Source organism: Massilia paldalensis (assembly GCF_044901715.1).
GTDB classification, from domain to species: Bacteria; Pseudomonadota; Gammaproteobacteria; order Burkholderiales; family Burkholderiaceae_D; genus Telluria; species Telluria paldalensis.
In genome coordinates, this window is sequence record NZ_JBJCIU010000001.1 from 960389 (window position 1) to 973605 (window position 13217).

At 68.8% G+C, this 13217-nt stretch carries 12 protein-coding genes; 6 read left to right on the plus strand and 6 right to left on the minus strand.

The annotated features are described in order from the left end of the window. Positions 1-11 precede the first annotated feature (11 nt). Entirely contained in the window at positions 12-1103 is a 1092-nt protein-coding gene (locus tag ACI1V7_RS04385) for a porin (protein ID WP_404530520.1), read from the minus strand. A gap of 109 nt (positions 1104-1212) precedes the next feature. Here ACI1V7_RS04385 and ACI1V7_RS04390 point away from each other — a divergent pair, with 109 nt between their 5' ends. Beyond that, positions 1213-2127, plus strand: a complete 915-nt coding sequence (locus tag ACI1V7_RS04390; RefSeq protein ID WP_404530521.1) for a LysR family transcriptional regulator — start codon at positions 1213-1215, stop codon at positions 2125-2127. A gap of 30 nt (positions 2128-2157) precedes the next feature. Here the strand turns inward: ACI1V7_RS04390 and ACI1V7_RS04395 are convergent, their stop codons facing one another. Then, positions 2158-2616, minus strand: coding sequence for a hypothetical protein (locus ACI1V7_RS04395; RefSeq protein WP_404530522.1), 459 nt, complete (start codon positions 2614-2616; stop codon positions 2158-2160). A 160-nt stretch (positions 2617-2776) separates the two neighbouring features. Beyond that, a complete protein-coding gene (locus ACI1V7_RS04400; protein WP_404530524.1) occupies positions 2777-3706 on the minus strand; it encodes a LysR family transcriptional regulator in 930 nt (309 codons plus the stop codon). 317 nt (positions 3707-4023) lie between these two features. Here ACI1V7_RS04400 and ACI1V7_RS04405 point away from each other — a divergent pair, with 317 nt between their 5' ends. From ACI1V7_RS04405 to ACI1V7_RS04420, 4 genes are all read left to right on the plus strand, one after another. Further along, entirely contained in the window at positions 4024-5004 is a 981-nt protein-coding gene (locus ACI1V7_RS04405) for an NAD(P)H-quinone oxidoreductase (protein WP_404530525.1), read from the plus strand. A 102-nt stretch (positions 5005-5106) separates the two neighbouring features. Next, on the plus strand, positions 5107-5652 hold the full coding sequence (locus ACI1V7_RS04410) for a hypothetical protein (protein WP_404530526.1): 546 nt from the start codon (positions 5107-5109) through the stop codon (positions 5650-5652). A 146-nt stretch (positions 5653-5798) separates the two neighbouring features. Continuing rightward, entirely contained in the window at positions 5799-7022 is a 1224-nt protein-coding gene (chrA, locus tag ACI1V7_RS04415; protein WP_404530527.1) for a chromate efflux transporter, read from the plus strand. Positions 7023-7201: 179 nt separating this feature from the next. Beyond that, positions 7202-8836 carry a L,D-transpeptidase family protein gene (locus ACI1V7_RS04420; RefSeq protein WP_404530528.1) on the plus strand — a complete coding sequence of 545 codons (1635 nt, stop codon included), beginning with the start codon at positions 7202-7204 and terminating at the stop codon, positions 8834-8836. A gap of 20 nt (positions 8837-8856) precedes the next feature. On the opposite strand, the gene ACI1V7_RS04425 is transcribed toward ACI1V7_RS04420, so the two are convergent. The 3 genes from ACI1V7_RS04425 to soxC form a co-directional block, all read right to left on the minus strand. Continuing rightward, positions 8857-10731 carry an ABC transporter ATP-binding protein/permease gene (locus ACI1V7_RS04425; RefSeq protein WP_404530529.1) on the minus strand — a complete coding sequence of 625 codons (1875 nt, stop codon included), beginning with the start codon at positions 10729-10731 and terminating at the stop codon, positions 8857-8859. Between the two features lie 107 nt (positions 10732-10838). Further along, positions 10839-11366 (minus strand): c-type cytochrome, encoded by a 528-nt coding sequence (locus ACI1V7_RS04430; protein WP_404530530.1) that lies wholly within the window; start codon positions 11364-11366, stop codon positions 10839-10841. Beyond that, positions 11353-12630, minus strand: coding sequence for a sulfite dehydrogenase (soxC, locus tag ACI1V7_RS04435; RefSeq protein ID WP_404530531.1), 1278 nt, complete (start codon positions 12628-12630; stop codon positions 11353-11355). The genes ACI1V7_RS04430 and soxC overlap by 14 nt, the downstream gene beginning before the upstream one ends. A 235-nt stretch (positions 12631-12865) precedes the next feature. Between soxC and ACI1V7_RS04440 the strand changes: the two genes are divergently transcribed. Further along, positions 12866-13027, plus strand: coding sequence for a hypothetical protein (locus ACI1V7_RS04440; RefSeq protein ID WP_404530532.1), 162 nt, complete (start codon positions 12866-12868; stop codon positions 13025-13027). Positions 13028-13217 lie beyond the last annotated feature (190 nt).

Sequence of the window (13217 nt, forward strand, 5' to 3'; positions counted from 1 at the left end):
CTGTCGTCTCCTTAGAATTTCTGCATGAGGCCCAGCGTCAGGCCGGCGCCGTGGCGGTCGTTGGGATGGGAGCCGGTGGTGCCGGCGGCGTCGCCGCGCCAGGTCGTGTAGTCGGCTTCGACGTAGGCGGTGGTGCGCGGCGCCAGCGACTTCTCGAGGAACAGGAATTCGCGGTCGAAGCCGTCGTCCACGTGGCCGGTGGCGTCGCGGCGCACGCCGTACCAGGCGGCCGTCAGCAGCAGGCCGGGGCCGATGGCGCGGTTCACGCCGGCCGACAGGATGCGCTGGTGGACGGTCTGGCCCGGCCCCGTATCCGCCGTATTGCGGGCCGCGTTGGCCTTGAACTGCCAGGCGTCCACGCGCACGGCCGCGCCCAGCGACCACGCATCGAGCGGCAGGCCTTCGCGGCTGCGCAAGCGCATCGTGGCGCCGGACACCGTCCAGTCGGGCCGCTGGTAGGCGAGCGCCACGCCCTGGGCGGAGGACGCGTCGGCGTCGCCGGCTACCTCGCCGGCCGAATAGGCGGCGCGTGCCTGCCACGCGCCGACGGTGGCCGTGTACTTGATCGTGTTGTCGAGGCGGTAGAAGTTGTCGGCGTAGCCGCTGGGGCCGTACTGCGTGCCGAACGCATGGGTGCCGAACTTCGTGTTGCTCAGGCCCGCGACGTTGATGTTCGGGTTGTACGAGGCGAAGCGCTTGCCGATCGGGTCGACGGGGATCAGCGCATCCGAGATCAGGTTCGGCTGGCGGCCCAGCGCCACCGTGCCGTAGGGCGTCTCGAGCCCGGCCCAGGCCTGGCGGTCGAACAAGCGGTCCGTCTTGGCCTGGGTGCCGTTGTCCGCGTTCATGCCGCCCTCGAGGCGGAACACGGCGTTCCAGCCGCCGCCGAGCGCTTCCTGGCCGCGGATGCCCCAGCGGCTGGTGTTGTCGACGCCGCTGGCGACCGAGTTCACGGTGCCGGAGGGGAGGGGGGTGTTGTTGGCGCTCAGCCCGTTCAGCGAGCGCAGGCCGACATCGACGATGCCGTAGAGGTTGACGCTCGTCTGTGCGAAGCAGGGAATGCTTGCAGCGAGCAGTGCCGCGAAGATGCTTGGATGGCGCATGGTGTCTCCATGAAAGGCCTTCTTGCCGAGGCTGCATGTTCTTATATGGGATATCATCCGCCAGAATGACTGATTTGATAATTGCAATTTTCTGGCTTATTCTTGTGCCATGCGCATCAATTACGACATCCTCGACCTGCAGGCCTTCGTCGCCGTCGCCGAACGGGCCAGCTTCCGCCAGGCGGCCGCCGACCTGTTCCTGTCGCAATCGGCCCTCAGCCGGCGCATCGACAAGCTGGAGGACAGCCTGGGCGTAAAGCTGTTCGAACGGACGACGCGGCGCGTGCAGTTGACCAACGTGGGGGAGACCTTCCTCGTCAATGTCCGCACGGCGCTCGATGGCCTGGAAGACGCCGTGCTGGGCATCGCCGACCTGGCCGCGCACCGTACCGGCACCGTGACGCTCGCGTGCGTGCCGTCGGCCGTGTGGCACTTCCTGCCCGAGGTGCTGGCCCGGTTTTCCGCGCGCTATCCGCGCATCCGCGTGCGCGTCCACGACGAGAGCGCCCAGGACGTGCTGAACCTGGTGTTGAGCGGCGAAGCCGATTTCGGCATCAACTTCGCCGGCGCGGAAAATCCGGAGATCGTGTTCGAGCCGATCCACGTCGAAAGCTATGTGCTGGCGATGCGCAGCGACCATCCGCTGGCCACGCGCAAGGTGCTGAACTGGAAGGAGACGGTGGACGAACGCTACATCTCGGTGGCCAAGTCGAGCGGCAACCGCACCGTGATCGACGCGGCGCTGGCCGGCATCGAGAAGCACCCGGTGATCCTGTGCGAGGTGAACCACGTGTCCGGCGTGCTGGCCCTCGTCGAGGCGGGGCTGGGTGTCGCGGCCGTGCCGGGCCTGTCCGTGCTGCCGGGGCGGCAGGACGGGATCGTCGGCGTGCCGCTGGCGAACCCGGAGATCAAGCGCACGCTCGGCCTGATCACGCGCCGCGGCCACAGCATCGCGCCGGCGGCGCGCACGCTGTTCGACATGCTGGTGGAATCGCTCGTTCCGCCCGCGCCGGCATCCCCGTAGGCGAGGCCGGCACCGGCGGGGGAGGGCGCATCAGTCGGGCTGCTTCTCCAGCCGCTCGGCGACCAGCGCCGTGACCACGGCCTGCAGCACGTGCACGGCCCAGCGTTCGCCGGCCTTGCGCGGCCCCGCCTGCACCTCGCCCTCCGTGATGCCCAGCACCGGCGCGATGCCGGCGATGTTGACGGCGTACAGGGCGGTGCCGTACAGCGTGCCCAGCGCCACCGTCGACAGGTTCGGCGCCCATTCGCGCAGCGTCGGCAGGGCGGCGCCGAAGGCCGCCGATGCGCCCAGGTGGTTGGCGAATTCGACGACGCTGGTGCCGGTGTCGCCGATGACGGCGCGCGAACCCGTCGTGCGGTCGATCCAGTCGACCGCGTCGCGGTCCAGGGTCTTGGTCAGCAGGCCGGTCTTGCGGCCCGCGACCATGAAGGCGGTCGTGACGACGCCGGCGACCAGTCCTCCCAAGATGGCGGCTTTGTGCTTTTGCATGCGATTCCCATGAAAATGTCGGTGTGGGACGCGCCGGCCCGGGGGCGGCGCGCGCTTGTGTGGCCACCATACGCCGCCCGCGCGAAGGACTCGGTGCGGTGCTGCACGCAAGCGGTCCCGCACCGGGAGGGAACGGCCGGCCGTGTCCCGTTCAAGGGGGCTACCGCGCGTCGGGGGCGACCGACCAGCGCTCGGGCGCGCCGATATACGCCTTGAGCGCATCGACGAAGGCGCGCAGCTTGACGGCCGGCTGGGCCAGCGCGCGCAGCAGGTGGATGTCCGTGCGCATGCTGGGCAGGGCGCACGACTCCGGCGCCAGGTGCACCAACTTGCCCTCCTTGATCGCAGGGCCGGCGACCCAGTCGGGCAGCAGGGCGATGCCCATGCCGGCGCACACGGCCAGGAACATGGCTTCGAAATCGTCGCAGCGGAACACGGCCTGGCCGGTTCCGATGGGCTGGCCGAGCAGGTCCGTCCAGCCGAGCAGGTCGTTGCCGTGCAGCTTGTCGATGAGGCAGTGCCCGCGCAACCCGTCCGGCGTGCATTCCGGGCTGCCGCGCCGCGCAAGGTAGGCAGGACTGGCGCACAGCAGGCGGGTCTGCCTGGCGATGCGCGTGGCGATCAGGGTGCTGTCGGAGAGGCTGCCGATGCGGATGACGGCATCCAGGCGTTCGGACACTGGGTCCGCGAGCCGTTCGGTCAAGTCCAGTTCCACGTGCAGGGCGGGATGCTGCTCGGCCAGCGCAGCGGCGACGGGAATTACGTAGCGCCGGCCGAAGGTGGGAAAGCAGGCGATGCGCAGCACGCCTTGCACCTCGCCTTTCATGGAAGCGATTTCCTGCTGGGCGTCGTCGAGTTCGTCGAGGATGCGCCGGGCGCGCACCAGCAGGGCCTGGCCGGCCTCCGTCAGCGCGAGCATGCGGGTCGAGCGCAGGAACAGGGCCGTGTCGAGGTGCGTTTCGAGCGCGTCGATCTGCCGCGCCACCGATGAGGGCGTGATGCCCCTGCGCCGCGCCGCGCCGGAGAAGCTGCTTTCGCGCGCGACATCGGCAAAGATCCCCAGGTATTCGGCGAAACGGTCTGTCAGCATGCCTGCGTCCCATGCAGAAGAAGGAGAGTCGGACCGTCATTATCACACGCGGAAACGCCGATTTTCCCGGCATCCCTGCCATCGGATCGGGTTCATGCGCATCGTAGAAAACCGTTCCTGCCCAGGACAGCGCGCCTGCCGCGCACTTGTGCGAAAAGCGCATAGCCGTTTGTCGCCGGCGACGGATTATCGGCCCGGCCGTTCGTCGCTATGCTCGTTCCAGCTCCTCTCCTGCACCACGAGGCAGGAAGGGGGCATTCACGAGACAGGCGGGTGACGGCATGCCGCGCCCCCATCACACGGATCAAGGAGCAAGCATGAAAGCGATTATCTTCGACCAGTTCGGCACAGCGGACGTCCTCAGGATCGGCGAGGTGCCGGAGCCGGCGCTGCGTCCCCACGACCTGCTGGTGCGCACCCGCGCCGCCGGCGTCAACCGCGCCGACCTTACCCATCGCCGCGGTGGCTACGGCCGGCCCGATTTCGGCGACTCGACCATCATGGGCCTGGAAATCGCCGGCGACGTCATCGCCGTGGGCGAGGAAGTCCAGGGGTTTGCGGTCGGCGACCGCGTCATGGGCATCGTCGGCGGCGGCGCCTACGCGGAAGTCGCGCGCATCGACTACCGCATGGCGATGCCGATTCCGGACAGCCTGGATTACGTGGAAGCGGCGGCGATCACCGAGGTGTTCGTCACCGCCCACGAAGCGCTGATCCACCTCGGCAAGCTGCAGCCCGGCGAGACGGTGCTGGTGCATGCGGGGGCCGGCGGTGTCGGCGGCGCCGGGGTGCAACTGGCGCACGCCCTCGGCGCGCGGGTGTTCGCCACGGCCCAGGCGTCGGCGCACGCGCTCGTGCGCCAGCTCGGCGCGGACCAGGCGATCGATTACGAGCACGAGGACTTCGCCGACGTCGTCGCCGGCCTCACGGGCGGCCGCGGCGTCGACCTGATCCTCGACTTCATCGGCGCGCCTTACTTCGAACGCAACGTGAATGCGCTCGGCTTCGGCGGACGCCTCGTGCAGATCGGGATCATGGGCGGCATCGAGGATGCGCGGATTCCGCTGGACCGCCTGCTGTACCGCCACCTGCAGATCATCGGCACCGTCATGAAGTCGCGCACCCAGGACGTCAAGCATGGCATGTCGCGCCGCTTCAGGGAACGTTGGCTGCCCGCGTTCGCCAGCGGCGAACTGCGGCCCGTCATCGACAGCACGTTCCCGCTCGCCGAAGCCGGCGCGGCCCAGCGGCGCATGGAGGACGGGCTGAACGTCGGCAAGATCGTGCTGACCATGTGAGCAGCGCCGCGCCTGTTTTCATCATTTTCGATATCGCCGATCCGGCACACCGATATGCGGGCTCCGTTCCACGGCCCGGCGTATCCAATCAGGAGAATCATCATGACTATCATCCGCACCGACCTGGTTCTGTCCCAATCCGCATTCAGCCACGTCATCGACGTGCCGTTCGAGCAGGTCGACATCGCCCAGTGGCTGTTCACGCTGCCCGATGCCGAGTACCAGCGTTGCGCGCCGCCCGACCACATCGCCGCGGGCGCGACCTTCACCGACGACGGGCGCCGCATGTCCATCAACGTCGAGATGATCGGCACCGGCCTCGTGGTCCAGCACTACGTGGGCGAGATCACCGAACCGGCCCACTGCAGGATGGTCTCGACATCCGACGTGTTCACGCCGAACGGCCGCACCAAGGTGCAGGTGATCTGGGACCTGAGCGTCCGGAAGATCGACGACACGCGCTGCGAGTACACGAACAGCGTCGTGTCGCACCCGACCGAGGAGTTCCTGGCATTCATCAAGGAGCACGGCATCGCCTGGGAAAAGGCGCAGGCGGACCGCCAGCAGTCCTCGGGCGACCACAACCGCCGCGAAACGCCGCTGTTCGCCGAGAGCATCGCGCGTGCGGCGCGGCGCGCCGCGGCCTGATTGTTGGCCTGATTGTTGGCCTGACTGCGCGGCATGGCGTCGGCGATGTGGGGCGGTGCCAGGAGCAGGGAGTGTTCGCTGACGCCAGGTTCGTTGTACCATCACGGTCCCTACTTAGTCCGGCTGTCCGACGCAGGAATACAACCTTGGATCGACGATCAAGCAGCACGGCGACGCAGGCGCACGCCAGCCTCCTCGCCGTCTTCCTCATCTTCCTGCGCCTGGGCCTGACTTCCTTCGGCGGCCCCGTCGCCCACCTCGCCTACTTCCGCGCGGAATTCGTCGAACGGAGGCGCTGGCTCGACGAACACGCGTATGCCGACCTGGTCGCGCTGTGCCAGTTCCTGCCGGGGCCCGCGAGCAGCCAGGTCGGCATGGCGCTGGGCTTGTCGCGCGCGGGCATCCCCGGCGCCCTGGCGGCCTTTCTCGGGTTCACGCTGCCTTCCGCCATCCTGCTGGCCTTGTTCGCGCTCGGCGTGGCGAGGTTCGGCGGACAGGTCGATGGCGGCTGGCTGCACGGCCTGAAGGTCGTCGCCGTGGCCGTCGTCGCGCAGGCCTTGTGGGGCATGGGCAGGAGCCTGGCGGCGGACAAGCAGCGCGCGACGCTGGCCGTGGCGACGGCAGTACTGGTCACCATGGTGCCGTCCGCGCTCGGGCAGATCGGGGCGATTGCAGGCAGCGGCCTCGTTGGCTGGTGCCTGCTGCGCGCCGACACGGCGTTGCCGCACGCCGCGGTGTCCGTCCCGCTCAAACGCTCGACGGGCGCGCTGCTGCTGGCGGTCTTCTTCCTGCTCCTGTTCGCGCTGCCGCTCCTTGCGCAGGGTACGGGAGCGTATGCGCTGAAGCTGTTCGACGGCTTCTTCCGCTCGGGCGCCCTCGTGTTCGGTGGCGGCCACGTCGTGCTGCCGCTGCTGCAGTCCGTGGTCGTGCCGCCGGGATGGGTCGCCAACGATGCCTTCCTCGCCGGCTACGGCGCCGCCCAGGCCGTGCCCGGCCCGCTGTTCACCTTCGCGGCCTACCTCGGCGCCATCTCGACGGGGTCGCCGTCCGGCTGGGCCGGTGCCGCCATCGCCACGGTCGCCATCTTCCTGCCGGCCTTCCTGCTCGTCGCGGGCGCGATGCCGTTCTGGGAAGACCTGCGCCGCCGTGCCGGCATCAGGCGCGCGCTGCAGGGCGTGAATGCGGGCGTCGTCGGGCTGCTGCTGGCGGCGTTTTATCACCCCGTGTGGACGGGCGCGATCCATGGCGCGGCGGATTTCGCGCTGGCGGCCATCGCCTATCTGCTGCTGGTGTTCTGGCGCTGGCCGCCGTGGCTCGTGGTGATCCTTGCGGCGCTCGTGACGGGCGTCGGGCCCCTCGGGCCGGCGTGAAGCGGGTCGCGCCTTCGGCCATCGTTGAGGCGCCTTGCGGGCGGGTCGTACGGTAGCGAGCGATCGACGATATCTAGCCTGGAATGTGGCGCTCGATACACATCCTGCCGTCGAGCGAGGGCGCGAAAACGGGTATGATGCTGCCCGTAACATCCGGTTGCCGAAGTCCGAAAGTGTCAATGAAGCTCACCCAACAAATCGGCGCCGCGCTCGCGCTTTGCGCAGCCGTGGCGCTCGTTCCCGGTACGACCCTCGTCCGCCCCGCGTTTGCCCAACCTGCTCCTGCCGACATCCGCGCGCTGGCCGTCCAGGCCTCGCATGCGCGCACGGCGCCATCCGGCCCCTACGACGAACGGGGCTGGCTCGAACGCTTCTACGCGCCGCGCAAGTACGCGCCGGCCTGGAACGCGTCGACCGCCGCCGCGGCGCTGTGGGTGCTGCGCCAGGCCACCGTGCAGGGCCTCGACCCCGCCGACTACGACGCCGACGCCCTGCAGCGCCAATTGCGCGCGGGCGGCGCGGGCACCGCCCGTTTCGACGTCGCGCTGACGTCGGCGATGCTGCATTACCTCGCCGACCTGCGCGTGGGCCGCGTGCGTTCCGAATACCACACGAAGCTGCCCGATGCGCGCCTGAAGCAGTACGATCCCGTCGAGCGCCTGCGCACGGGACTGGCGGCCGGCAAGCTGCGCGCCGCCGTGCAGGCGGCCGAGCCGCAATTGCGCCATTACGGCCAGGCGAAGGCGGCGCTGGCGCATTACCGCGCGCTGGCCGGGCAGCCGTATCCGGCGCTGCCGACGCCGTCGGCCAAGGTGGTGCCCGGGGGCGCCTATCCGGCGGCGAAGGAACTGTTCGAGCGCCTGGTGCTGCTGGGCGACCTGCCCGCCGATGCGGCGCCGCCGGCCGACGGCGTCTACGACGAGCGGATGGAAGAGGGCGTGCGCCACTTCCAGGCCCGCCACGGGATCGACGACGACGGCGTGCTGGGACGCGGCACGGTCGATGCACTGAACGTGCCGCCCGCGCGGCGGGTACGCCAGCTCGAACTGACGCTGGAGCGCCTGCGCTGGCTGCCGGACGTCGGCCCCGGCCCCCTGATCATGGTCGACCTGCCTGCCTACCGCCTGTGGGCGCTGGAGAACGGCGGCGACGAGGCCCCGCTCGAGATGCGCGTGGTGGTCGGCAGCGCCGTCAAGACGGAGACCCCGCTGTTCGTGGGCCAGATGCGCTACCTGGAGTTCAACCCGTACTGGAACGTCCCGCGCAGCATCCTGGAAAAGGAACTCCTGCCCAAGATCGCGCGCAACCGGGCCTATCTCGCGCAGAACGAGATGGAGACGGTGCCGCCCAATGCCGGCATGGCCGACCTCAAGGCGGGCCGCGCGCGCGTGCGCCAGCGTCCGGGAGCGAAGAACGCGCTGGGGGCGATCAAGTTCGCGATGCCCAATCCGATGGACATCTACCTGCACTCGACCCCGGCGCGCGGCGCCTTCGAACGCACCCGGCGCGACCTGTCGCACGGCTGCATCCGCGTCGAACATCCGGCCGCGCTGGCGCAGTTCGTGCTCGGCCGCCAGCGCCAGTGGAACGCGGATGCCATCCAGGACGCGCTGCAGCCGGGGCCCACCCGGCACGTCGACCTGACCCGTGCGATTCCGGTGGTGATCTTCTATGCCACGGCCATCGTGGACGGTGACGGCAGCGCGCGCTTTGCCGCGGACATCTATGGCCGCGACGCGAAGCTGGAGCGGGACCTGGTGGCGCTGCGCGGCGGGCGCCGGCCCGCCGGCGCGAACGTGTCGACGGACACCTGAGAGGGTGCGGGGAACGGCATCTATCCGGACGCCGCCACCCGCATCTCCTGCGCGGCGTTCGCGCTTGCGGGCGATCCGTCCTCCTCGCTGTCCTCCTCGCCCCGCGGCTCGTCGAACCGGAACACCTTTGCGTCCAGCACCTCCCACGCGCCATCGCCCAGTAGTTTCAGCACATGCGTATGGTGGCGCAGCACGGCGGGGCGGTGCGCGATGCTGACCAGCGTCGTGCGGCTGGCGCGCAGGCGGCCGTACAGCGAGGCTTCGTTGCCGCTGTCCAGGGCGCTGGTGGCTTCGTCCAGGATGACGATGCTGGGCGCGTGCACCAGCACGCGGCCGAACGCCAGGCGCTGCTGCTCGCCGACGGACAGCAGCTTTTCCCAGTCGCGCACGGCGTCCAGTCCGCCCACGCGCTGCACCAGGTGCGGCAGGTGGACCTGTTCCAGGATGGCCAGCAGCTGCTCGTCGTCCAGCTCGCAGCGCGCGCTCGGGTAGATCAGCTGGCTGCGCAGCGTGCCGGATTGCAGGTAGGGCTGCTGCGGCAGGAAGAAGATGTCGTCCGCGGGCGGATGCTGGATCGTGCCGGCACCCGTGCCCCACAGGCCGGCGATGGCGCGCAGCAGGGAACTCTTGCCGCAGCCGCTGTCGCCGGTGATGAGGAGGGCGTCGCCCGGCTTCACCACGAGGCTCAGCTCCTTGATCAGCACCCGTTCCGATTCCGGCGGGTGCAGCGTCAGTGATTCCAGCGCCAGGTGCTCGCCCGGCCGCATCGTGATGCGCGGCGGCGTGCCGTTCGCCTCCGGCCGGGACTCGCCCTTGGCGTCGGCCAGCACCAGGTTCGACAGCGCCTGCAGGCGATCGATGCCGGCGACGAAGCGGGACAGGCTTTCGAAGTTGTCGACGATGACCCCGACGGCGCCGAGGACGGCCGTGAACGCGCCGGTCGCCTGGATTGCCCGGCCCACTTCCAGCTCGCCGGACAGCACGCCGTTGGCGAGGATCACGCCGGGCAGCACGAGGGTCAGCTGGCTGAAGGTGCGCTGGAAGAAGTTGAGCGAACGCTGCTTCTTGATCAGCTTGCCGAAGTTGTCGATGACGAGGCCGAACTTGGCGTCGATGTGTTCGCGTTCCTGCGCTTCGCCGCGGTAGAAGGCGATCGATTCCGCGTTCTCGCGCAGGCGGATCAGGCTGAAGCGGAAGTCCGCTTCGCGCCGCAGCTGCCAGAAATTCAGGCGGATCAGCGGCGTGCCGAACACGTACAGGGCGATGACCGTGCCGGCAATCGCGTAGACGGCCAGCACGCCGACGAGCAGGTGGGAGATCGACCACAGCACGGCGCTGAACGCCACCAGCTGCATGAGCGAGCCGAGGAAGATCAGCAGGAAGTTGATCGACCTGCCCGTGAAGGTATTGATGTCTTCGGCGATTCGCTGGTCAGGATTGTCGAGGTCGCCGACGGCGCCCAACGCGTAGTACTTGCGTCCGTTCAGGTAGCCATCCAGGAAACGCCGCGTGAGCCAGTCGCGCCACTGGTTGGCGAACACGTCGCGCATGTAGTAATAGAAGGCGTAGATCGGGATCGCGAACGCCAGCGTGAACAGGCAGGCGCGCACGGCCGCCCAGAAGCGGTCCCCGTCCTTGCCGGCCAGCGCCGAGGTCATTTCGCCGGCCTGGTTGTTCAACATCACGGCCAGCCGGGTGTCGACCAGCATCAGCACGATCAGCAGCAACAGCAGCGACCAGGCCTTGCCCTTGGCTTCCTGCTGCCAGTAGGGCTTGGCCACGTTGAGGAATTGCCTCCATGCCGCGAGCGACAGGGGAGGGATGCGGCGCTTGCGTGCCGGCGGGGCCGGATCGTCGCGCTGGGTGCCGGTGTCGGCTGGGGTAGGCGTCGTCATGTGATGCTTTCAGGTTTTACGCCTGCAGCATACGACCGGGACCCAAAGCGTTCAGTGCGGAAACATACACAAGACGCAGCTTGCCTCCGCTTACTGGAACACCGGCCTTACTTCAATACCGGCCTGAACCCGTCCCTGTTCGGCATCCTGACCGCCGCCAGCGATGCCGCATCGAGCACCGTGTCCGCCCCGACGATGCCGTTCAGGTGCAGCGTGTAGGCCGTCAACGCATATACCTCGTCCGGCGTCAGCGACTGCGGGCTGTCCAGTGGCATGGCGCGGTGGATGTAGTCGTACAGCGTCGTCGCATACGGCCAGTAGCTGCCCACGGTGAGCACGGGTGCCTTCGTCGCCAGCGTGCACTGGCCGCCGGCCAGGCGCGGCGCCGTGCCGCCTGCGCCGTTCGCGCCGTGGCAGGCCTGGCAGCGCGCAGCGTAGATCGCGCGGCCTTGGCCCACGGAGCCTTGGCCCGGTGGCAGGCCGGCGCCGTCGGCGCGCACGTCGATGTCCCAGCCGCGGATCTGTTCCGCCGTCGCCGCCTGGCCCAGGCCCAGGCGCGCGCCCGGCGCCGTCGGGGTGCAGGCGGCCAACCCCAGCGCCAGCATCGATGCCGCGATCGCCTTAGACGTGGACATTGGACACCTCGCCGTTCGATGCGACCTTCCAGCTCTGGATCGCGTTGTAGTGGTAGATCGAGTTCTGGCCGTCGCTGGCGATCAGCGCGGCGCGCGTGGGCTGCACGTTGCCCGCCTCGTCGACGGCGCGGCTTTGCAGGATCGCTTCCTGGCCCGTCCACACCCACGGAAAACGGAAGCGCGTCAGCGCGCGCGGCTGCACGGGTCCGTCCAGCGCCGCCTCCTGCCACCGCCGGCCACCGTCCAGCGATACCTCCACGCGCGCGATGCGTCCATGGCCGCTCCAGGCCAGGCCGCCGATCTCGCGGAAGCCGTGGCCGTCCAGCACCTGGCGCGCCGAGGGCGTCGTGATGACGGACTTCACGCCCATCACGAAGGTGAACTGGCGCGCCGTCCCGTCGGGCATCAGGTCCGTGTACTTGGATGTCTCCTCGCGCGTCTGGAACGGCGCATCGCCCACCTTCAGGCGGCGCAGCCACTTGATGTTCATATTGCCCTCGTAGCCGGGCAGCAGCAGGCGCAGCGGATAGCCTTGCTCGGGACGCAGCATCTCGCCGTTCTGGCCGTAGGCGAGCAGCGCGTCGTCCAGGGCCTTGGCCAGCGGAATGCTGCGCGTCATGGCGGCCGCGTCGGCGCCTTCGGCCAGGATCCACGAGGCGGACGGTTGCAGGCCCGCTTCCCGCAGCACGTCGGCCAGGCGCACGCCCGTCCATTCGGCCCCGCTCAGCAGGCCGTGGATGTCCTGCACGGTACCTTTGCCGGGCGCCTTGAACTCGGCCATGCTGTTGCCGGAACACTCGATGAAATGGCTGCGCGAGACCGCGGGAAAGCGCAGCAGGTCCTTCATCGTCAGCAGCAGCGGGCGGTCGACGAGTCCGTGCACCATCAGCCGGTGCTGGTCCGGGTCGATGGCCGGCACGCCGGCGTGGTGGCGCTCGAAGAACAGGCCGTTCGGCGTGGTTGTCCCGAACAGGCTTTGCAGCGGCGTGCGGGTGGCCGTGGGGAAGGCGGCCGGCTGCTCCGGCAGCTTGCGCACGACGTGCTTCTCGAACGGGGACGGCTGCCCGTACGGCGGGTTCAGGAAGCCGGCGCCGGGTGCGCGCATCCATTGCGGGACGTTCGGCGGCAGATTGTCGGCGGCAGAGGCGGCGCCGGACACCGCGCCGCCGGCCGCTGCCAGCGAGGCGGCGCCGCGCGCCAGAAAGCGGCGCCGCGGCGGCGGCACGGGTGCCGGCGCGGCGTTGTCTTGTCGATCCAGCTCCATCGGTGTCGTCCGATCAGGGGTTGTGGAACCGGCAACTCTACGCCGCCGCGAAAGCTGCCGTCAATCGATGGGCTAGAACGATTCCGGATAAGCTCATGCGCCGCGTGAGCGTGTCCTGGCATGCGGCGCCAGCCATACACCGTCATGATGACGGGCATGTGAACATATGATTGGAAAACATGACTGATTTTTCCTAACATATTCGGTTGCTCAATATGTTATGGAAAATCAAGCCATGTCGAATCAACATACCGCAGCCATGACCGAAGAACTGGCAGCGCCGGCTCGCAAGGCCGCCGCTCCCGAGCGTTCGTTCCTGCGCCGCCTGTTCGATGCCTGGGTGCGCTCGTACGAGCACCGCATCGACAAGGATGGCAACATCATCTGCGAACACTAAGAGCCTATCCCAGCAGGCGGCAGCAACCTGCGAGGTGGTGGAAGAAGCACGGCGGCGGAACGATTTCCGCCGCTTTTTTTTGGCAGCCGCTTTGCCGGGGCGCGCGCCGCCTTACGTAAATGTAATCTGCCGGGCTGCCAAACGTCAGCCTGGTTCCCTCAGAATGGCGCCTGTTGCTATTCGATGGAGC